This is a genomic window from Streptococcus suis, assembly GCF_016743335.1.
Taxonomy (GTDB): Bacteria; Bacillota; Bacilli; order Lactobacillales; family Streptococcaceae; genus Streptococcus; species Streptococcus suis_Y.
Map to the genome: position 1 here is coordinate 1 of NZ_WCJE01000038.1, position 19959 is coordinate 19959.

Consider the following 19959-nt stretch of genomic DNA (forward strand, 5'->3'; position numbering starts at 1 on the left):
AAGTTTGGGGAGACCAAACTTTTTTCTTACCAAAACCCGAATTTTCCCCCAAAAATTTAAAGTTTTTTAAAAATAGGTCTACAGACGGATGGAATATGTGGTATAATAGACTATAATGTGCTTACTAAGATGTAGCAAAGGAGTGACTACATGATTAAAATTTATACAGTATCTAGTTGTACTTCTTGTAAGAAAGCAAAGAACTGGCTGAATGCCCATCAATTGTCCTATAACGAACATAATCTGGCTAAAGAGGCAATCACCAAGGAAGAAATTTTAAATATTTTAACCAAGACGGAAAATGGCATTGCAAGTATTGTATCGTCAAAAAATCGCTATGCTAAGAGTTTGGATTTTGATATAGAAGATTTAAGTGTCAATGAAGTGATCGACTTGATTGCTTCTAATCCACGTATTTTGAAAAGTCCAATTCTGATTGACGAGAAACGATTGCAGGTTGGATACAAGGAAGATGACATTCGCGCCTTCTTACCGCGAGCGGTTCGAAATGTTGAAAATGCCCAAGCTCGTATGCGAGCAGCCCTATAAAGAGTAGGAAGAACTCTATTTATGGAGTTCTTTTTGCACTTTCTTTGTGCTTGTTCTAGAAATATGATATAATGAAAATGAATAAAAATTGAAAGAAGGTGTAAGTATGGGATTCACGGAAGAAACAGTTCGTTTTCGTCTGGATGACACAGATAAACAAGAAATCAGCAAGACATTGACTGGTGTTTATCGTTCGCTAGAGGAAAAGGGCTATAATCCGATTAACCAAATCATTGGCTATGTATTAAGTGGGGACCCTGCTTATATTCCTCGCTATAATGATGCCCGCAATCAGATTCGTAAGCATGAACGAGATGAAATCATTGAAGAATTGGTGCGCTACTATTTGAAAGGGAATGGGATTGACCTCTAATGAGAATAATGGGATTAGACGTCGGTTCTAAGACAGTTGGTGTAGCTATTTCAGATCCGTTAGGTTTCACGGCCCAAGGGTTGGAAATCATCCCAATCGATGAAGAAAAGGGCGAATTCGGTCTGGAGCGTTTGACCGAACTTGTAGAACAGTACAAGGTTGATAAATTTGTTGTCGGTTTACCTAAGAACATGAACAATACTAGCGGACCTCGTGTTGAGGCTAGTCAAGCCTATGGAAATTTATTGATTGAGCAATTCAAACTACCGGTTGATTACCAGGATGAACGTTTGACGACCGTTGCGGCAGAACGCATGTTGATTGAGCAAGCGGATATCAGCCGAGGAAAACGCAAGAAAGTTATCGATAAATTAGCAGCTCAGCTGATTTTACAAAATTATTTAGATAGAACATTTTAAAGGAGATTCTAATGGCACATCATCATGACCATGAACACGACCACAATCACGACGAGCGTGAATTGATTACTTTGGTAGACGACCAAGGTAACGAAACACTTTTTGAAATCTTATTGACGATTGACGGTCAAGAAGAGTTTGGTAAGAACTATGTTCTCTTGATTCCTGCAAGTGCAGAAGAAGATGAGAACGGAGAAGTTGAAATCCAAGCCTACTCATACATCGAAAATGAGAACGGCACAGAAGGCGACCTCCAACCTATCCCAGAAGACGCAACAGCAGAATGGGATATGATTGAAGAAGTCTTCAACAGCTTTATGGAGGAATAAAAAGGTCCAGTGGACCTTTTTATCATGAGCCTGAAAACAAGAAAGCGAATTAAGGTCCAGTGGACCTTTTTATCATGAGCCTGAAAACAAGAAAGCGAATTAAGGTCCAGTGGACCTTTTTATCTTTTGCTTGAAAACAAGAGGGCCAAACTAGGTCCGGTGGACCTTTTTATCATGAGTTTGCAAATCAAAGAACGAATTAAGGTCCGGTGAATATTTTGATTTGCTCCCTGTCGTTAGAATGATATTTCTTAAGGAAGCTAGAAAAAATAACTAAAATCAATGAACAACTTGAAGGTAGAGGATTGTATGAAAGAAGAGTTGGGAAAATATTTATCGCAAGCCCCTGATATCAATAGGATTTTGGAGATTGTAAAGGATTTAGACTTAGCGGATTCATGGATTTGTGCGGGAACAATTCGAAATTTTATCTGGAATCACTATCGTTTTGATAAAAATACGGATGTTGATTTTATCTTTTACGATGAGAAAATATCGCATCAAGAAACGAAAGAATTAGAAGCAAATTTGCATCAAAGATATCCGGAATATCAATGGGAAGTTAAGAATCAAGTATTTATGCACATTCATAGCCCAGACACTCTTCCCTATCAATCGTCGAGAGATTCGATGGAAAAATTTCCTGAAAGGTGTACCGCAATTGGTGTTCGTCAGACAGAGAAAGGGAATATAGAACTATTTGCGCCTTATGGATTGACTGATATTTATAAATATTTGGTACGACCAACTCCTCATTTTATTGGTAATTCTAAACGTATGGATTTATATGAGAAAAGAATAAAAAAGAAAAACTGGAAAGAACAATGGCCTGTAATAACTATAAAATACGAATGATAAACCATATTTACTAATTAGTAGACAAAAATGTCCTGTTGGAAATCGTGCCTTTTCGATAAACTTAAACCATCAAACAAAGGGGATGGGATGATGAAATTTGAAAAGGTCTATGATAGCGTAAAAGGGATTGTCAACAAGGCTCGAAAAGAGTTTTATATTAAGCTCTGGGACAGGGAAGATTGGGATCAAGAGGGCATGATGACCTTATTTGAATTGTTGGAAGATCAACCGTGGTTAGCTGATGAGCAAGAACAGTTGTATTGCTATTTTAAAGTGAAATTTAGAAATCGGGTCAAAGACCGTGTACGCAGACAAGAAAGTCAGAAGCGTAAGTTTGACCGCATGCCACATGAAGACATTCATGATTTATCTCACGTTATACAATCGCCAGGTTTAGTCAATGACGAGCTGTTAATGTTGAGAGGGGCCTTGAGAGATTATCGAAAAAAACTAAGCAATGACCAGCTTGAAAATTATGAAAAACTAATTAGTGGCCAATGTTTCCGTGGTCGCCGTGAAATGATTCGCGATTTACAAATCTATTTAAAAGACTTTCGCTAATACTCTTCTATAAAAAGGAAATAGAGGAGGTTCAAAAAATCTTAGAACAAGTGTTTTAAGATTTTTTTGAATTTCGAGTAAAAACTCTTGCAATGTACAATATAATTTGATAGAATGTTCTAGTGCCGTAAAAATTACGGCTGTAGCTTTGATGCAAGAGGTTGCGACACGCTCGGTTGCATTGCCACGCAACACGTGTTGGTTTTCTTGTGGAGCTAGCCTATTATCTTAAATAGACGAAAAGGAGAAAAAGATGGCAAACAAAAAAATCCGCATCCGCTTGAAAGCGTACGAACACCGTACACTTGATACAGCAGCTGCAAAAATCGTTGAAACTGCAACTCGTACAGGTGCTCAAGTAGCTGGTCCAGTTCCGCTTCCAACAGAACGTAGCCTCTACACAATCATCCGTGCGACTCACAAGTACAAAGACTCTCGTGAGCAGTTCGAAATGCGTACACACAAACGTTTGATCGACATCATCAACCCAACTCAAAAAACAGTTGATGCTTTGATGAAATTGGATCTTCCAAGTGGTGTAAACGTAGAAATTAAATTGTAATCAAGTAGCAAGGTAGAAAAGCAAGTGTTCATAATTGAACACGGGCTAAACTCCGTGTGAAAAAGATAAACTTTCCTAGAAACAGAAGTTTCTTCGTCAAGTTTCCTATTTTCACTTTGAGTTTGACGCCCTTTGTATCTTGGTTTGAGCATGAAAAACGCTCGTTAAAAACTTTTTAACTATAAAATAAGAAAAGGAATATTTTTCTCATGACAAAAGGAATCTTAGGGAAAAAAGTGGGAATGACTCAAATCTTCACTGAATCTGGTGAATTTATCCCTGTTACTGTCATCGAAGCAACTCCAAACGTTGTTCTTCAAGTGAAAACAGTTGAAACTGACGGTTATGCAGCAGTTCAAGTTGGTTTTGATGACAAACGTGAAGTATTGAGCAACAAACCTGCCAAAGGCCATGTAGCTAAAGCTAACACAGCTCCTAAGCGCTTCATTCGTGAATTCAAAAACATTGAAGGCTTGGAAGTTGGACAAGAAATTACAGTTGAAACTTTCGCAGCTGGTGATGTTGTTGATGTAACTGGTACATCTAAAGGTAAAGGTTTCCAAGGTGTTATCAAACGCCATGGTCAATCACGTGGTCCTATGGCTCACGGTTCTCGTTACCACCGTCGTCCAGGTTCTATGGGTCCTGTTGCACCTAACCGTGTATTCAAAGGTAAAAACCTTGCAGGTCGCATGGGCGGCAACCGTGTAACAATTCAAAACCTTGAAGTTGTACAAGTTGTTCCAGAAAAGAACGTTATCCTTATCAAAGGTAACGTACCAGGTGCTAAGAAATCTCTTATCACTATCAAGTCAGCAGTTAAAGCTGGTAAATAATAAGGAAAGGGGAAATCAGTCGAAATGGCAAACGTAACATTATTTGACCAAACTGGTAAACAAGCTGGTGAAGTAGTTCTTAACGATGCGATCTTTGGTATCGAGCCAAACCAAGCAGTTGTATTTGATGTAATCATCAGCCAACGTGCTAGCCTTCGTCAAGGTACTCACGCAGTTAAAAACCGTTCAGCAGTCTCAGGTGGCGGACGCAAACCATGGCGTCAAAAAGGAACTGGACGTGCTCGTCAAGGTTCTATCCGCTCACCACAATGGCGTGGCGGTGGCGTAGTTTTCGGACCAACTCCACGTTCATACGCGTACAAACTTCCACAAAAAGTTCGTCGCTTGGCACTTAAATCTGTTTACTCAGAAAAAGTTGCTGAAAACAAATTTGTAGCTGTTAACTCACTTGAATTCACAGCTCCAAAAACTGCTGAATTTGCAAAAGTACTTGCAGCATTGAGCATTGATTCTAAAGTCCTTGTTATTCTTGAAGAAGGCAACGAATTCGCAGCTCTTTCTGCTCGTAACATCCCAGGAGTTAAAGTTGCAACTGCAACAACTGCAAGCGTACTTGACATCGCAAATGCAGACAAACTTCTTGTAACTCAAGCAGCTATCTCTAAAATTGAGGAGGTTCTTGCATAATGAATTTGTATGATGTTATCAAAAAACCTGTCATCACAGAAAGCTCAATGGGCCAACTCGAAGCAGGCAAGTATGTATTTGAAGTTGACACTCGTGCACACAAACTCTTGATCAAGCAAGCTGTTGAAGCTGCATTCGAGGGTGTTAAAGTTGCAAATGTTAACACAATCAACGTGAAACCTAAAACAAAACGCGTAGGTCGTTATGTAGGTCGCACAAACAAAGTGAAAAAAGCAATCATCACATTGGCTGCTGATTCAAAAGCGATCGAATTGTTCGCTACAGCTGACGCTGAATAATCAAAGGAGGAATTAACGTGGGTATTAAAGTTTATAAACCAACGACAAATGGCCGTCGTAACATGACTTCTTTGGACTTCGCTGAAATCACAACAAGCACTCCAGAAAAAAGCTTGCTTGTTGCATTGAAAAACAAAGCTGGTCGTAACAACAATGGTCGCATCACTGTTCGTCACCAAGGTGGCGGTCACAAACGTTTCTACCGTTTGGTAGACTTCAAACGTAACAAAGATGGCGTTGAAGCAATCGTTAAAACTATCGAGTACGATCCAAACCGTTCAGCAAACATCGCTCTTGTACACTACACAGACGGTGTTAAAGCTTACATCATTGCTCCTAAAGGTCTTGAAGTTGGTCAACGCATCGTTTCAGGTCCAGAAGCAGATATCAAAGTTGGTAACGCACTTCCACTTGCAAACATCCCAGTCGGTACTGTTGTTCACAACATCGAGTTGAAACCAGGTCGCGGTGGTGAGTTGGTTCGTGCTGCCGGTGCATCTGCACAGGTTCTTGGTCAAGAAGGTAAATACGTTCTTGTTCGTCTTCAATCAGGTGAAGTTCGTATGATCCTTGGTACTTGCCGTGCTACTGTTGGTGTGGTAGGTAACGAACAACATGGCCTTGTTAACCTTGGTAAAGCAGGTCGTAGCCGTTGGAAAGGTATCCGTCCAACAGTTCGCGGTTCTGTAATGAACCCTAACGATCACCCACACGGTGGTGGTGAAGGTAAAGCACCAGTTGGTCGTAAAGCACCATCTACACCATGGGGTAAACCAGCTCTTGGTTTGAAAACTCGTAACAAGAAAGCTAAATCTGACAAACTTATCGTTCGTCGTCGCAACCAAAAATAATATATTCTTAGTTGCCTAGCATTCTATATCATCCGCCAACTCGGTAGGGTTTGTTATGGACTGATTATTCCAGCACCTCAGTTTGATTGAAATGCCAGTTTGACGCAGTAGTTGATTGCAGTTTCTAGTAGCTTAGCTACGTCGAAACTTCTAATCAACTGTGCGGGGGCAGGACAACGAACACGGGAACTGGGGGTTCTGTCCAGCTCCCAAGCCGCTGTGGTACATATTTTAAAGGAGAAAACACTAAAATGGGACGTAGTCTTAAAAAAGGACCTTTCGTCGATGAGCATTTGATGAAAAAAGTTGAAGCTCAAGCAAACGACGAAAAGAAAAAAGTAATTAAAACTTGGTCACGTCGTTCAACGATCTTCCCAAGTTTCATCGGTTATACAATCGCAGTTTACGATGGACGTAAACACGTACCTGTATACATTCAAGAAGACATGGTAGGTCACAAACTTGGTGAATTTGCACCAACTCGTACTTACAAAGGTCATGCTGCTGACGACAAGAAAACTCGTCGTAAATAATTTAGGAGGAAAACACAATGGCAGAAATTACTTCAGCTAAAGCAACTGCTCGCACAGTACGTGTTTCACCTCGTAAATCACGTCTTGTCTTGGATAATATCCGTGGCAAAAGCGTAGCAGACGCAATCGCAATCTTGAAATTCACACCAAACAAAGCTGCAGGCATTATCGAGGGAGTTTTGAACTCAGCAATCGCTAACGCTGAAAACAACTTTGGTTTGGAAAAAGCTAACTTGGTAGTCAGCGAAGCATTCGCAAACGAAGGACCAACATTGAAACGTTTCCGTCCACGTGCGAAAGGTTCTGCTTCACCAATCAACAAACGCACAGCTCACATCACTGTAGTTGTGGCAGAGAAATAAGGAGGTAAAAACGTGGGTCAAAAAGTACATCCAATTGGTATGCGTGTTGGCATCATCCGTGATTGGGATGCTAAATGGTATGCTGAAAAAGAATACGCGGATTACCTTCATGAAGATCTTGCAATCCGCAACTTTATCAAAAAAGAATTGGCTGATGCGTCAACATCAACAATCGAAATCGAACGTGCTGTAAATAAAGTAATCGTTTCTATCCACACTGCTAAACCAGGTATGGTTATCGGTAAAGCTGGTAGCAACGTTGATGCACTTCGTGCTCAATTGAACAAATTGACTGGTAAGCAAGTACACATCAACATCATCGAAATCAAACAACCTGATTTGGATGCACACCTTGTTGGTGAGTCAATCGCTCGTCAATTGGAGCAACGTGTGGCATTCCGTCGTGCTCAAAAACAAGCTATCCAACGTGCAATGCGCGCTGGTGCAAAAGGTATCAAAACACAAGTTTCTGGTCGTTTGAACGGTGCTGATATTGCCCGTGCAGAAGGCTACTCAGAAGGAACTGTTCCTCTTCATACACTTCGTGCGGATATCGACTACGCTTGGGAAGAAGCTTTGACAACTTACGGTAAACTTGGTGTTAAAGTATGGATCTACCGTGGTGAAGTTCTTCCAGCTCGTAAAAACACTAAAGGAGGTAAATAACAAATGTTAGTACCTAAACGTGTAAAACACCGTCGTGAATTCCGTGGAAAAATGCGCGGTGAAGCTAAAGGTGGAAAACAAGTAGACTTTGGTCAATACGGTCTTCAAGCAACTACTAGCTCATGGATTACAAACCGCCAAATCGAAGCTGCCCGTATCGCTATGACGCGTTACATGAAACGTGGTGGTAAAGTTTGGATCAAGATCTTCCCACACAAATCATACACTGCTAAAGCTATCGGTGTACGTATGGGTTCTGGTAAAGGTGCTCCTGAAGGTTGGGTAGCTCCAGTTAAACGCGGTAAGGTTATGTTTGAAGTAGCTGGCGTTTCTGAAGAAATCGCACGTGAAGCATTCCGCCTTGCTGGTCACAAATTGCCAGTTAAAGTTAAATTCGTAAAACGTGAAGCAGAATAAGGAGAAGACATGAAACTTCAAGAAATTAAAGATTTTGTAAAAGAACTTCGTGGCCTTTCTCAAGAAGAACTTGCTAAGAAAGAAAACGAATTGAAGAAAGAACTCTTCGAGCTTCGTTTCCAAGCTGCTGCTGGTCAACTTGAGCAAACTGCTCGTTTGAACGAAGTGAAGAAACAAATTGCACGTATCAAAACTGTGCAATCTGAAACTAAATAATAGATTGGGAAAGGAGAATTTCAATGGAACGCAATAATCGTAAAGTTCTTGTTGGACGCGTAGTATCTGACAAAATGGACAAAACAATCACAGTTGTAGTTGAAACTAAACGTAACCACCCAGTCTATGGTAAACGTATTAACTACTCTAAAAAGTACAAAGCTCATGATGAAAACAATGTTGCTAAAGAAGGCGATATCGTTCGTATCATGGAAACTCGCCCACTTTCAGCTACAAAACGTTTCCGTCTTGTAGAAGTTGTGGAAGAGGCAGTTATCATTTAATCAACCTGAAAGGAGAAAATTGACATGATTCAAACAGAAACTCGTTTGAAAGTTGCTGACAACAGTGGCGCACGTGAAATCTTGACAATCAAAGTTCTTGGTGGTTCAGGACGTAAATTCGCGAACATCGGCGACATCATCGTTGCTTCAGTAAAACAAGCTACTCCTGGTGGTGCGGTTAAAAAAGGTGACGTTGTTAAAGCCGTTATCGTTCGTACTAAGACAGGTGCTCGTCGTGCTGATGGTTCATACATCAAATTCGATGAGAATGCTGCAGTTATCATCCGTGAAGACAAAAACCCTCGCGGAACTCGTATCTTTGGCCCAGTGGCACGCGAATTGCGTGATGGCGGTTTCATGAAAATCGTTTCATTGGCACCAGAAGTACTTTAATCTAACAAACTAAGTCCCCTGTTATCTCACCAGAGTAACAGGGTGCCCATTAGGGCGTAAGAAATTATAGGAGAAATCAAATGTTTGTAAAAAAAGGCGATAAAGTTCGCGTAATCGCTGGTAAAGACAAAGGCGTTGAAGCAGTTGTCGTAACAGCACTTCCAAAAGTAAACAAAGTTATTGTTGAAGGTGTTAACATCGTTAAGAAACACCAAAAACCAAATAGCGAAAACCCTCAAGGCGCTATCGTTGAAAAAGAAGCTCCAATCCATGTGTCAAACGTTCAAGTTCTTGACAAAAATGGTGTTGCAGGACGCGTTGGTTACAAGTTTGTAGACGGCAAAAAAGTTCGCTACAACAAAAAATCAGGCGAAGTGCTTGATTAATCACGAAGGAAAGGAGAAGTATAATGGCAAATCGTTTAAAAGAAAAATATCTTAATGAAGTAGTTCCTGCTTTGACTGAACAATTTAACTATTCTTCAGTTATGGCTGTGCCAAAAGTTGATAAGATCGTTTTGAACATGGGTGTTGGTGACGCTGTTTCTAACGCTAAAAACCTTGAGAAAGCTGCTCAAGAATTGGCTTTGATCTCAGGTCAAAAACCACTTATCACTAAAGCTAAGAAATCAATCGCCGGCTTCCGTCTTCGTGAGGGTGTTGCGATCGGTGCGAAAGTAACTCTTCGTGGCGAACGTATGTATGAGTTCTTGGACAAATTGGTTACAGTTTCACTTCCACGTGTACGTGACTTCCACGGTGTACCAACTAAGTCATTCGACGGACGTGGTAACTACACACTTGGTGTGAAAGAGCAATTGATCTTCCCAGAAATCAACTTCGACGATGTTGATAAGACTCGCGGTATGGATATCGTTATCGTTACAACTGCTAACACTGACGAAGAATCACGTGCATTGCTTACTGGCCTTGGTATGCCGTTTGCAAAATAAGAGGGAGAGAATAAATGGCTAAAAAATCAATGATCGCTAAGAACAAACGCCCAGCTAAGTTCTCTACACAAGCTTACACACGCTGTGAAAAATGTGGACGTCCACACTCAGTTTACCGCAAATTCAAATTGTGCCGTGTATGCTTCCGCGACTTGGCTTACCTTGGACAAATTCCTGGCGTAACAAAAGCTTCTTGGTAAGAATAACTTGCTATTCCGTTGCAATTCGTCGTCAGCACTTCTGGACATACCTCAGTATTGCCTGCGAAGTGCTTTCTAGACTTGCTTAGGACTAGCAACTTATTCTATATACACACTTACTACTTGTCCGCAAGGACATCATTAACTAGCAAGTGATCCAATCAAACTGCTAGTAAGAGGAGAAACAACAAATGGTTATGACTGACCCAATTGCAGATTTTTTGACACGTATTCGTAACGCTAACCAAGCAAAACACGAAGTGCTTGAAGTACCTGCATCAAACATCAAAAAAGGTATTGCTACAATCCTTAAAAACGAAGGTTTTGTGAAAAACGTTGAATTCATCGAAGATGACAAACAAGGCATCATCCGTGTATTCTTGAAATACGGACCAAACGGTGAGAAAGTTATCACTAACTTGAAACGCGTTTCAAAACCAGGTCTTCGTGTTTACTCAAAACGTGAAGATATTCCAAAAGTTCTTAACGGACTTGGTATCGCAATCATCTCAACATCAGAAGGTCTTTTGACTGACAAACAAGCTCGTCAAAAGAACGTTGGTGGTGAGGTTATCGCATACGTTTGGTAATTGGATGATACCAAGAGCGTAGTGACCCAAGTGAAAGTAGGAAATCAAACGAAGAATACTTGCATTCAAGTTTGATTTATCTTTTTCACACAGGTCACAGCTCGGGTTCAAATCTAATAATCTGATTTGAAGGTATCATAAAACCAAACTAGAACAAGATTCACTAATTGAACACGCCTACAACTCTTTGAAAAAAGATAAACTCTCCTTAGATGTTCAAGCATCAGCAGTCGAGTTTCCTATTTTTCTTCGAGTTGCTTAACGGCTTTGTATCTTGTTCACCCCGTGAAAACTAGTCGCTTGACGGCTTGATAATTTAACAGGAGAATTAAAAAATATGTCACGTATTGGTAATAAAGTAATTACATTGCCTGCTGGTGTTGAGCTTGCTCAAAACAACGGTGTGGTGACTGTAAAAGGACCTAAAGGGGAATTGACTCGTGAATTCCCAACTGCTATTGAAATCCGTGTGGAAGGTACAGAAGTTACTCTTCACCGTCCAAACGATTCAAAAGAAATGAAGACTATTCACGGTACTAGCCGTGCTAACCTCAACAACATGGTTGTTGGTGTTTCTGAAGGCTTCAAAAAAGAACTTGAAATGCGTGGTGTCGGTTACCGTGCTCAATTGATTGGTAACAAATTGACACTTGCTGTTGGTAAATCACATCCAGATGAAGTGGTTGCACCAGAAGGTATCACATTTGAAGTTCCAACACCAACACAAATCGTCGTGTCTGGTATCAACAAAGAAGTTGTTGGTCAAACAGCAGCTTACATCCGTAGCCTTCGCGCTCCTGAGCCATATAAAGGTAAAGGTATCCGCTACGTTGGTGAATTCGTTCGCCGTAAAGAAGGTAAAACAGGTAAATAATAGCTTGCTGAGGTGGCTTAGCCACCTGGCTGACTATTTCTCAAATTGTTTCGTAAGAAACAGAATCATACATTAAGAGGTGAATATTGTGATTTCAAAACCAGATAAAAACAAAATCCGCCAAAAACGCCACCGTCGCGTTCGCGGTAAAATCTCTGGAACTGCTGCTCGCCCACGTTTGAACATTTTCCGTTCTAATACAGGCATCTACGCTCAAGTGATTGATGACGTAGCGGGTGTAACGCTCGCAAGCGCTTCTACTCTTGATAAAGAAGTTTCAAAAGGTACTAAGACAGAACAAGCTGTTGTTGTAGGTAAACTCGTTGCTGAACGCGCGGTAGCTAAAGGTATTTCTGAAGTGGTCTTTGACCGCGGTGGATATCTCTATCACGGACGTGTGAAAGCTTTGGCTGAATCAGCTCGTGAAAACGGATTGAAATTCTAATAGGGAGGACACTAAGAAATGGCATTCAAAGATAACGCAGTTGAAATTGAAGAACGCGTAGTAGCCATCAACCGTGTTACAAAAGTTGTTAAAGGTGGACGTCGTCTTCGTTTTGCAGCTCTTGTGGTTGTTGGTGACCGTAACGGTCGCGTAGGTTTCGGTACTGGTAAAGCTCAAGAAGTACCAGAAGCTATCCGTAAAGCAGTTGAATCTGCTAAGAAAAACATGATTGAAGTACCAATGGTTGGTACAACAATCCCTCACGAAGTTCGCTCAGAATTTGGCGGCGCTCGTGTATTGTTGAAACCTGCTTCAGAAGGTTCTGGGGTTGCTGCCGGTGGTGCAACTCGTGCCGTAATCGAATTGGCAGGTATTGCAGATGTGACTTCTAAGTCACTTGGTTCAAACACACCAATCAACATCGTTCGCGCAACAGTTGAAGGTTTGAAACAATTGAAACGTGCTGAAGAAGTGGCTGCACTTCGTGGCATCTCAGTTTCTGATTTAGCATAAGAAAGGAGATACTCATGGCTCAAATTAAAATCACTTTGACTAAGTCTCCAATCGGTCGCAAACCAGAACAACGTAAAACAGTTGTTGCACTTGGACTTGGTAAATTGAACTCTTCAGTTGTTAAAGAAGATAACCCAGCTATTCTTGGAATGGTTAACGCTATCTCTCACTTGGTAACTGTAGAAGAAGTTAAATAATCTAACAAATAGACTAAGTCGCATAGAGAAATCTTTGCGACTTCTAGTCCATTTTACATATTTACATATAGCGAGTTTGTGGAGGAAGACTCTTGTACTTCACAGGCGCTAGCATATAAAAGAGGAGAAATAATAATGAAACTTCATGAATTACAACCTGCTACAGGTTCTCGTAAAGTCCGCAACCGTGTAGGTCGTGGTACATCATCAGGTAACGGTAAAACATCTGGCCGTGGTCAAAAAGGTCAAAAAGCTCGTAGCGGTGGCGGTGTTCGCCCAGGTTTTGAAGGTGGACAAACTCCATTGTTCCGTCGTCTTCCAAAACGTGGATTTACAAATATCAACGCTAAAGAGTACGCAATCGTTAACCTTGATCAATTGAACGCTTTTGAAGATGGTGCAGAAGTAACACCAGTTGTGCTTATCGAAGCTGGAATCGTTAAAGCTGAAAAATCAGGAATTAAAATTCTTGGTAACGGTGAATTGACGAAGAAATTGACAGTTAAAGCTGCTAAATTCTCTAAATCAGCTGAAGAAGCAATCACTTCTAAAGGTGGCTCAGTAGAAGTCATCTAAGAGGTGACAGCCTATGTTTTTTAAACTTTTAAAAGATGCCTTAAAGGTAAAATTGGTACGTAGTAAAATTCTATTTACTATCTTTATCCTTTTTGTCTTCCGCGTAGGAACCCACATTACAGTACCAGGAGTAAACGCAAAGAGTCTTGAAGCCTTGTCAAATGTTCCATTTTTGAACATGTTGAGCTTGGTTTCGGGAAATGCTATGCGTAATTTCTCAGTTTTCGCACTAGGGGTTAGTCCTTATATTACAGCTTCCATCATTGTTCAACTTTTGCAAATGGATATTTTACCTAAATTTGTTGAATGGGGTAAGCAAGGTGAAGTTGGTCGTCGTAAACTGAATCAGGCAACACGCTACATTTCTTTGGTACTGGCATTTGTTCAATCTATTGGTATTACAGCAGGCTTTAATGCCTTGTCTGGTGCAAAATTGACCAATATGCCACTAAATTGGCAAACATATTTGTTGATTGGATCAATTTTGACAACAGGTTCGATTATTGTAACCTGGTTGGGGGAACAAATTTCTGAAAAGGGCTATGGTAATGGTACATCAATGATTATCTTCGCGGGTATCATTTCATCACTACCAGGAACTTTTCACGAGATTTACATTGATCGCTTTGTTAATATTGAATCAAGTCGTTTGGGGGAGTCAGCAATCTTTGTTGCTGCACTCGTCGTATTAATATTCTTTGTTGTGTATTTTACAACTTTTGTACAACAAGCAGAATATAAATTACCAATTCAATATACAAAACGTGCACAAGGAGCACCTTCTAGCTCATATTTACCGTTGAAATTGAATCCAGCAGGAGTTATTCCCGTAATCTTTGCAGGCTCAATCACTGCAGTTCCAACTTCTTTGATTCAATATTTCGCAAGTCAAAATAAGAGTGCCGGGTGGTTATTGACAGTTCAGGAATACTTTGATTATTCAACTGCTAAAGGTATGATTGTATATGCAGGTTTAATTATTGCCTTTACATTCTTCTACACCTTTGTTCAAGTAAATCCTGAGAAGACTGCAGAAAGCCTTCAGAAAAGTGCAGCCTATATCCATGGAGTTCGTCCTGGTAATGGCACTGAACAGTTTTTGTCAAAATTATTGACAAGATTGGCAGTAATCGGTGCGCTCTTCTTGAGTTTTGTAGCTTTGTTGCCTATCCTTGCGCAAAATCTCTTTGGGCTTTCTTCAAGCATTGCGTTCCTTGGTACAAGTTTGATTATCGTAATCTCTACAAGTATCGAAGGCATCAAGCAATTAGAAGGCTACCTTCTTAAGAGAAAATATGTAGGTTTCTTAGAAATTACAGAATAGAATATAGGTTGACCTAGTCAACCTTCTATTTTGTTTTTAGATAAGTTTGTCAATAATGGCAAATTTATGTGAAAACAAAATAAGGAGTTTGTCATGAATCTTTTAATTATGGGTTTACCAGGTGCTGGTAAAGGGACACAAGCGGCCAAGATTGTTGAGAAATTCAATGTTGCTCATATCTCAACAGGAGATATGTTCCGTGCAGCAATGGCCAATCAGACTGAAATGGGTATTCTTGCCAAGTCGTACATTGATAAGGGTGACCTCGTTCCCGATGAAGTTACTAATGGCATTGTCAAAGAACGTTTGGTTCAGGATGACATCAAGGAAAAAGGCTTTTTACTAGATGGCTATCCTCGTACGATTGAACAAGCTCATGCCTTGGATGAAAATTTGGCTGACTTAGGAATTGAGTTGCAAGGTGTTATCAATATTGAGATTGATCCTTCAAAATTGGTAGAGCGTCTCAGCGGTCGTATTATTCATAAAGAAACCGGAGAGACTTTCCACAAAGTATTCAATCCACCTGTTGGAGACTACAAAGAGGAAGACTTCTATCAACGTGAAGATGACAAGCCAGAATCTGTCAAACGTCGTTTAGAGGTCAATATCGCACAAGGACAGCCAATCATTGATCATTATCGTGCAAAAGGGCTGGTCCATGATATTGAAGGTGACCAAGACATTGACCTTGTTTTCCAAGCAATTGATACAGTACTATCAAAATTGCAATAAACTAATAGATTTGGCTTGCATTTTTTATACAAAGATGATAAAATAGCCTAGTCTGACTTATAATTGTTACCTCTGTGTTCAGAGGACATCAAATCGATATTTAGAGAGGGGTTACTTTTGCATGGCAAAAGAAGATGTGATTGAAATTGAAGGCAAAGTAGTCGATACAATGCCAAATGCTATGTTTACTGTTGAGTTGGAGAACGGACACCAAGTCCTTGCAACTGTTTCAGGTAAAATCCGTAAAAACTACATTCGTATTTTGGTCGGTGACCGCGTAACTGTTGAGCTTAGTCCATACGACTTGACACGTGGACGTATCACATACCGCTTTAAATAGTCGAAATACTTGGAGGGATTAAACATGAAAGTAAGACCATCGGTCAAACCAATTTGCGAATACTGCAAAGTTATTCGTCGTAATGGTCGTGTTATGGTGATTTGCCCAGCAAACCCTAAACACAAGCAACGTCAAGGTTAAGAAATAGAAAGGAGAAAACATGGCTCGTATTGCTGGAGTTGACATTCCAAATGACAAACGTGTAGTTATTTCATTAACTTATGTTTATGGTATCGGTCTTGCAACATCTAAAAAAATTCTTGCAGCTGCAGGTATTTCAGAAGATGTACGCGTGAAAGATTTGACATCAGATCAAGAAGATGCTATTCGTCGTGAAGTTGATGCAATCAAAGTTGAAGGTGACCTCCGTCGTGAAGTTAACTTGAACATCAAACGTTTGATGGAAATCGGTTCATACCGTGGTATCCGTCACCGTCGTGGACTTCCTGTCCGTGGACAAAACACTAAAAACAATGCCCGCACTCGTAAAGGTAAAGCTGTTGCGATTGCAGGTAAGAAAAAATAATATAGGAGGTAGAAAAATTGGCTAAACCAACACGTAAACGTCGTGTGAAAAAGAATATCGAATCTGGTATTGCTCATATTCACGCTACATTTAATAACACTATTGTTATGATTACTGATGTGCATGGTAACGCTATTGCTTGGTCATCAGCTGGTGCTCTTGGTTTCAAAGGTTCTCGTAAATCTACACCATTCGCAGCCCAAATGGCTTCAGAAGCAGCTGCTAAATCTGCACAAGAACACGGTCTTAAAACAGTTGAAGTTACCGTTAAAGGCCCAGGTTCAGGTCGTGAGTCTGCTATCCGCGCTCTTGCTGCCGCTGGTCTTGAAGTAACAGCAATTCGTGATGTGACTCCTGTACCACACAATGGTGCTCGTCCTCCAAAACGTCGCCGTGTATAATCATACATTCCATACACAGCTTTTCGTTTAAGAGGGAGTAAGAAATGATTGAGTTTGAAAAACCAACAATAACAAAAATTGATGAAAATAAAGATTACGGCAGATTTGTGATCGAACCATTAGAACGTGGTTACGGTACAACTCTTGGTAACTCTCTTCGTCGTGTACTTCTTGCCTCACTTCCAGGTGCTGCAGTAACATCAATTAAAATTGATGGTGTACTCCACGAATTCGACACAGTTCCAGGTGTTCGTGAAGATGTTATGCAAATTATTCTTAACATCAAAGGCATTGCTGTAAAATCTTATGTCGAAGACGAAAAGAAAATTGAACTTGATGTAGTAGGTCCAGCTGAAGTAACAGCAGGAGACATTCTTACAGATAGTGACATTGAAATTGTAAACCCTGACCATTATCTCTTTACCATTGCTGATGGTGCCACTTTTAAAGCTGTTTTGACTGTCAATTCAGGTCGTGGTTATGTACCAGCTGAGGGTAATAAGAAAGATGATGCACCAGTGGGAACACTTGCTGTAGATTCTATCTATACGCCAGTGAAGAAAGTCAATTATCAAGTTGAACCAGCTCGTGTTGGTAGCAACGATGGTTTTGACAAATTAACACTTGAAATCAACACAAATGGCACCATTATTCCAGAAGATGCTTTAGGTCTTTCTGCACGCATTTTGATGGAGCACTTAGGTCTCTTCACTGACTTGACTGAAGTTGCAAAATCTGCAGAAGTGATGAAAGAAGCTGAAGTGGCTTCAGATGATCGTATGCTTGATCGTACGATTGAAGAATTGGATCTATCTGTTCGCTCATATAACTGTCTGAAACGTGCAGGCATTAACACTGTATTCGACTTGACAGAGAAAACTGAGCCAGAAATGATGAAAGTGCGCAATCTTGGTCGCAAGAGTCTTGAAGAAGTTAAAGTTAAATTGGCTGATCTTGGTCTAGGATTGAAAAAAGATAAATAATATAGGAGGAAATCATGGCATACCGTAAACTAGGACGCACTAGCTCACAACGTAAAGCAATGTTGCGCGATTTGACAACTGACCTTTTGATCAACGAATCAATCGTTACAACTGAAGCTCGTGCTAAAGAAATCCGTAAAACAGTTGAAAAAATGATCACACTTGGTAAACGTGGTGATTTGCACGCACGTCGTCAAGCAGCAGCATTTGTTCGTAACGAAATTGCATCTGAAAACTATGATGAAGCAACTGATAAGTACACTTCTACTACAGCACTTCAAAAATTGTTCTCTGAAATTGCACCTCGTTATGCAGAACGTAATGGTGGATATACTCGTATCCTCAAAACTGAACCACGTCGTGGTGATGCTGCACCAATGGCAATTATCGAACTTGTATAAGATCATCAATTTTGTTGAGTGTTATGATGATGGAATCCTATTCTGATTCTTAGTCTAGCTCTGGTCTACCGCTGAGCTTGTCTCAGCGGTAACACTCATCATGTTGATTGGACGCTTGTTTACGAAATTACTCTAAGATAGAATAATTTCGTAAGCAGGCGTTTTTGTTTTACTCAAAAATTTTGATATACTTATAAAATGAATAGAGAAGACATGACATCCCTAGGCAATTGTTTTGAAGAATACTATTTTGCTAACATTAAAGAAAAGCCAGAATTGTTTATAGGTGTAGAATTAGAATATCCGATAGTTAATATCTCAGGGAAAGCAACTTCTATCCAAGTGGCTACAGATATGATGCGACATATTTCTAATCAAAATGGGTTTACCATCGTCAAAAGAGATGATAGAGGAAATCCGATAGAACTCCAGCACGAATCGGGAGACCTCATACTATTTGAAGTCACGTATAATACACTAGAATTTGCATTCGCAAAAGCAAAAAATATTGGTAGTGTAGAAGAGCGTCATAAAGAATATCTAGAGAATATTCAATATTATTTGCGTCAAAATGGACACGAATTGCAGGGGTTAGGGATAAATCCCAATTGGGAAAATAATGACAATAGACCGGTAGATACGGGCCGATATAGGATGTTGATGAACTATCTCAAGCTAGGAGAAGGCAAACCTAATATGCATCCCTATACTGAATATGCTGGCTTTATTTGCGGAAATCAAGTGCAGTTTGATGTGAGTCGAAAATCCTTTTTACGAGTCATTAATGCGTTTAATAAAATTGAAGCAGCGAAGGCGTTTTTGTTTGCAAATTCACCATTCGACCAGATAGATGATATGGCCCTTACTAGGGATTATTTTTGGGAATATTCAATGCATGGCCTCTTAAAGAATAACGTTGGTATCTACTCAGAGGAATTTCGTACTGAGGCAGAATATTGTCAATACCAAGAAGAGTCCGCAATGTTTTATGTCATCAGGGATAACTGCTATTATTATTTTAAACCGATTACTGTCAAATCTTTTTTTGAGCAAGAAAAATTTGCAGCGTATTCAGAAACTGGTGAGATATGTTACTTTGTTCCGAAAGCAGATGATTTCAAAAACCATCGCTCATACCACTATCAAGAGCTTACCAAACGAGGAACTATTGAATTTCGAAGTACATGTACACAACCATTTGAAACAACATTTGCTCCCATAGCCTTTCATTTAGGTCTGTTCGCCAATCTCGTGAAATTGGAAGAAATTCTAGAAAGTACGGAGTTCTTTAAAGAATTTGGCAGAAATTATTCAAAGTTACGTAGACAATTTTCGAGAAAAAAACTTTCTGATTTAGAACAAAGAATGGTGAAAGACTTTTCTAAGACATTATTAGATTGTGCACATGAAGCCCTCCTTTTGAGAGGATACAGTGAAGAAAAATATTTAACTCCACTGTACAATTCATTAATTGATGACTCCGGGGTATTGTGACAGTCCACTAAAATATGAATAGGTAGCCATAGATTTTCACAAAAAACATAAAGACCGGTAAAATTTTGATATACTGGAGGCATACGAAGAAAATATACAATCTCCGATTAGTATGCCTCTCAGTTTTTCGCCAAATTTCATAAAAAAATCTAAAAAATCCCAAAAAATCGGTTGACAAAGTATATAAGTCGTGATAGAATAAATGAGTTGTCTCTTGAGGGGCTAGTTAACAGAGGAACGAAAAAAGTTTCA

The 19959-nt window shown here is 39.9% G+C and carries 36 protein-coding genes; all 36 read left to right on the plus strand.

What is annotated here, in order from left to right; genetic code table 11:
* Window positions 1–150: 150 nt before the first annotated feature.
* The 36 genes from spx to F9856_RS09785 all read left to right on the plus strand — a co-directional run bounded on the left by spx (window position 151) and on the right by F9856_RS09785 (window position 19707).
* The gene (spx, locus tag F9856_RS09610) at window positions 151–549 is read left to right on the plus strand and encodes a transcriptional regulator Spx (protein WP_004195475.1); all 399 of its coding nucleotides are present in this window, start codon (window positions 151–153) and stop codon (window positions 547–549) included.
* A 106-nt stretch (window positions 550–655) separates the two neighbouring features.
* A complete protein-coding gene (locus F9856_RS09615) occupies window positions 656–922 on the plus strand; it encodes an IreB family regulatory phosphoprotein (protein WP_004195477.1) in 267 nt (88 codons plus the stop codon).
* Window positions 922–1341 (plus strand): Holliday junction resolvase RuvX, encoded by a 420-nt coding sequence (gene ruvX / locus F9856_RS09620; RefSeq protein ID WP_099780101.1) that lies wholly within the window; start codon window positions 922–924, stop codon window positions 1339–1341. Before F9856_RS09615 ends, ruvX begins: the two co-directional genes overlap by 1 nt.
* A gap of 11 nt (window positions 1342–1352) precedes the next feature.
* The gene (locus tag F9856_RS09625) at window positions 1353–1670 is read left to right on the plus strand and encodes a DUF1292 domain-containing protein (RefSeq protein ID WP_004195480.1); all 318 of its coding nucleotides are present in this window, start codon (window positions 1353–1355) and stop codon (window positions 1668–1670) included.
* Between the two features lie 309 nt (window positions 1671–1979).
* A complete protein-coding gene (locus tag F9856_RS09630) occupies window positions 1980–2525 on the plus strand; it encodes a nucleotidyltransferase family protein (protein WP_236659598.1) in 546 nt (181 codons plus the stop codon).
* Window positions 2526–2618: 93 nt separating this feature from the next.
* On the plus strand, window positions 2619–3089 hold the full coding sequence (locus F9856_RS09635; RefSeq protein WP_172014513.1) for a sigma-70 family RNA polymerase sigma factor: 471 nt from the start codon (window positions 2619–2621) through the stop codon (window positions 3087–3089).
* 253 nt (window positions 3090–3342) lie between these two features.
* Window positions 3343–3651 carry a 30S ribosomal protein S10 gene (gene rpsJ, locus F9856_RS09640; RefSeq protein WP_002939332.1) on the plus strand — a complete coding sequence of 103 codons (309 nt, stop codon included), beginning with the start codon at window positions 3343–3345 and terminating at the stop codon, window positions 3649–3651.
* A gap of 209 nt (window positions 3652–3860) precedes the next feature.
* The gene (rplC, locus tag F9856_RS09645; protein ID WP_011921686.1) at window positions 3861–4487 is read left to right on the plus strand and encodes a 50S ribosomal protein L3; all 627 of its coding nucleotides are present in this window, start codon (window positions 3861–3863) and stop codon (window positions 4485–4487) included.
* 24 nt (window positions 4488–4511) lie between these two features.
* Window positions 4512–5135 carry a 50S ribosomal protein L4 gene (gene rplD / locus F9856_RS09650; RefSeq protein WP_004195490.1) on the plus strand — a complete coding sequence of 208 codons (624 nt, stop codon included), beginning with the start codon at window positions 4512–4514 and terminating at the stop codon, window positions 5133–5135.
* Window positions 5135–5434, plus strand: a complete 300-nt coding sequence (locus F9856_RS09655; RefSeq protein WP_004195491.1) for a 50S ribosomal protein L23 — start codon at window positions 5135–5137, stop codon at window positions 5432–5434. Before rplD ends, F9856_RS09655 begins: the two co-directional genes overlap by 1 nt.
* Before the next feature lie 17 nt (window positions 5435–5451).
* Window positions 5452–6285: a 50S ribosomal protein L2 gene (gene rplB / locus F9856_RS09660; protein ID WP_029998705.1), complete on the plus strand. Its 834-nt coding sequence runs from the start codon at window positions 5452–5454 to the stop codon at window positions 6283–6285.
* Between the two features lie 251 nt (window positions 6286–6536).
* A complete protein-coding gene (gene rpsS, locus F9856_RS09665) occupies window positions 6537–6818 on the plus strand; it encodes a 30S ribosomal protein S19 (RefSeq protein WP_000533766.1) in 282 nt (93 codons plus the stop codon).
* 17 nt (window positions 6819–6835) lie between these two features.
* Window positions 6836–7180, plus strand: coding sequence for a 50S ribosomal protein L22 (gene rplV, locus F9856_RS09670; protein ID WP_002936662.1), 345 nt, complete (start codon window positions 6836–6838; stop codon window positions 7178–7180).
* Window positions 7181–7192: 12 nt separating this feature from the next.
* Window positions 7193–7846, plus strand: coding sequence for a 30S ribosomal protein S3 (rpsC, locus tag F9856_RS09675; protein WP_002936661.1), 654 nt, complete (start codon window positions 7193–7195; stop codon window positions 7844–7846).
* Window positions 7847–7849: 3 nt separating this feature from the next.
* Window positions 7850–8263, plus strand: a complete 414-nt coding sequence (gene rplP, locus F9856_RS09680; protein WP_002936660.1) for a 50S ribosomal protein L16 — start codon at window positions 7850–7852, stop codon at window positions 8261–8263.
* Between the two features lie 9 nt (window positions 8264–8272).
* Window positions 8273–8479 carry a 50S ribosomal protein L29 gene (rpmC, locus tag F9856_RS09685; RefSeq protein WP_002936659.1) on the plus strand — a complete coding sequence of 69 codons (207 nt, stop codon included), beginning with the start codon at window positions 8273–8275 and terminating at the stop codon, window positions 8477–8479.
* Between the two features lie 23 nt (window positions 8480–8502).
* Window positions 8503–8763 carry a 30S ribosomal protein S17 gene (rpsQ, locus tag F9856_RS09690; protein WP_000440801.1) on the plus strand — a complete coding sequence of 87 codons (261 nt, stop codon included), beginning with the start codon at window positions 8503–8505 and terminating at the stop codon, window positions 8761–8763.
* A 24-nt stretch (window positions 8764–8787) separates the two neighbouring features.
* Entirely contained in the window at window positions 8788–9156 is a 369-nt protein-coding gene (gene rplN, locus F9856_RS09695) for a 50S ribosomal protein L14 (RefSeq protein WP_002936658.1), read from the plus strand.
* 80 nt (window positions 9157–9236) lie between these two features.
* Window positions 9237–9542, plus strand: coding sequence for a 50S ribosomal protein L24 (gene rplX / locus F9856_RS09700; protein ID WP_002936656.1), 306 nt, complete (start codon window positions 9237–9239; stop codon window positions 9540–9542).
* 23 nt (window positions 9543–9565) lie between these two features.
* Window positions 9566–10108, plus strand: coding sequence for a 50S ribosomal protein L5 (gene rplE / locus F9856_RS09705; protein WP_002936653.1), 543 nt, complete (start codon window positions 9566–9568; stop codon window positions 10106–10108).
* A 14-nt stretch (window positions 10109–10122) separates the two neighbouring features.
* Window positions 10123–10308 (plus strand): type Z 30S ribosomal protein S14, encoded by a 186-nt coding sequence (locus F9856_RS09710; protein ID WP_002936651.1) that lies wholly within the window; start codon window positions 10123–10125, stop codon window positions 10306–10308.
* A gap of 191 nt (window positions 10309–10499) precedes the next feature.
* Complete coding sequence (rpsH, locus tag F9856_RS09715) at window positions 10500–10898, plus strand: 30S ribosomal protein S8 (RefSeq protein WP_002936647.1); 399 nt, start codon at window positions 10500–10502, stop codon at window positions 10896–10898.
* 337 nt (window positions 10899–11235) lie between these two features.
* Entirely contained in the window at window positions 11236–11772 is a 537-nt protein-coding gene (gene rplF / locus F9856_RS09720) for a 50S ribosomal protein L6 (protein ID WP_202106450.1), read from the plus strand.
* 88 nt (window positions 11773–11860) lie between these two features.
* A complete protein-coding gene (gene rplR, locus F9856_RS09725; protein ID WP_002936641.1) occupies window positions 11861–12217 on the plus strand; it encodes a 50S ribosomal protein L18 in 357 nt (118 codons plus the stop codon).
* An 18-nt stretch (window positions 12218–12235) separates the two neighbouring features.
* A complete protein-coding gene (rpsE, locus tag F9856_RS09730; RefSeq protein WP_002936639.1) occupies window positions 12236–12730 on the plus strand; it encodes a 30S ribosomal protein S5 in 495 nt (164 codons plus the stop codon).
* Between the two features lie 14 nt (window positions 12731–12744).
* On the plus strand, window positions 12745–12927 hold the full coding sequence (rpmD, locus tag F9856_RS09735) for a 50S ribosomal protein L30 (RefSeq protein WP_002936638.1): 183 nt from the start codon (window positions 12745–12747) through the stop codon (window positions 12925–12927).
* Window positions 12928–13062: 135 nt separating this feature from the next.
* Window positions 13063–13503: a 50S ribosomal protein L15 gene (rplO, locus tag F9856_RS09740; protein WP_002936637.1), complete on the plus strand. Its 441-nt coding sequence runs from the start codon at window positions 13063–13065 to the stop codon at window positions 13501–13503.
* A 13-nt stretch (window positions 13504–13516) separates the two neighbouring features.
* Complete coding sequence (gene secY / locus F9856_RS09745; protein ID WP_014637293.1) at window positions 13517–14827, plus strand: preprotein translocase subunit SecY; 1311 nt, start codon at window positions 13517–13519, stop codon at window positions 14825–14827.
* A gap of 93 nt (window positions 14828–14920) precedes the next feature.
* On the plus strand, window positions 14921–15562 hold the full coding sequence (locus F9856_RS09750) for an adenylate kinase (protein WP_002936630.1): 642 nt from the start codon (window positions 14921–14923) through the stop codon (window positions 15560–15562).
* Window positions 15563–15683: 121 nt separating this feature from the next.
* Window positions 15684–15902 (plus strand): translation initiation factor IF-1, encoded by a 219-nt coding sequence (infA, locus tag F9856_RS09755; RefSeq protein WP_002936627.1) that lies wholly within the window; start codon window positions 15684–15686, stop codon window positions 15900–15902.
* Between the two features lie 24 nt (window positions 15903–15926).
* Complete coding sequence (gene rpmJ, locus F9856_RS09760) at window positions 15927–16043, plus strand: 50S ribosomal protein L36 (protein ID WP_001808836.1); 117 nt, start codon at window positions 15927–15929, stop codon at window positions 16041–16043.
* Window positions 16044–16062: 19 nt separating this feature from the next.
* Window positions 16063–16428 carry a 30S ribosomal protein S13 gene (gene rpsM / locus F9856_RS09765; protein ID WP_002936622.1) on the plus strand — a complete coding sequence of 122 codons (366 nt, stop codon included), beginning with the start codon at window positions 16063–16065 and terminating at the stop codon, window positions 16426–16428.
* A gap of 17 nt (window positions 16429–16445) precedes the next feature.
* Window positions 16446–16829, plus strand: coding sequence for a 30S ribosomal protein S11 (gene rpsK / locus F9856_RS09770; RefSeq protein WP_004195509.1), 384 nt, complete (start codon window positions 16446–16448; stop codon window positions 16827–16829).
* A gap of 44 nt (window positions 16830–16873) precedes the next feature.
* Window positions 16874–17812 carry a DNA-directed RNA polymerase subunit alpha gene (locus F9856_RS09775; RefSeq protein ID WP_004195512.1) on the plus strand — a complete coding sequence of 313 codons (939 nt, stop codon included), beginning with the start codon at window positions 16874–16876 and terminating at the stop codon, window positions 17810–17812.
* A gap of 14 nt (window positions 17813–17826) precedes the next feature.
* Window positions 17827–18213, plus strand: coding sequence for a 50S ribosomal protein L17 (gene rplQ, locus F9856_RS09780; protein WP_000331493.1), 387 nt, complete (start codon window positions 17827–17829; stop codon window positions 18211–18213).
* 198 nt (window positions 18214–18411) lie between these two features.
* Window positions 18412–19707: a glutamate-cysteine ligase family protein gene (locus F9856_RS09785; protein WP_236659600.1), complete on the plus strand. Its 1296-nt coding sequence runs from the start codon at window positions 18412–18414 to the stop codon at window positions 19705–19707.
* Window positions 19708–19959 lie beyond the last annotated feature (252 nt).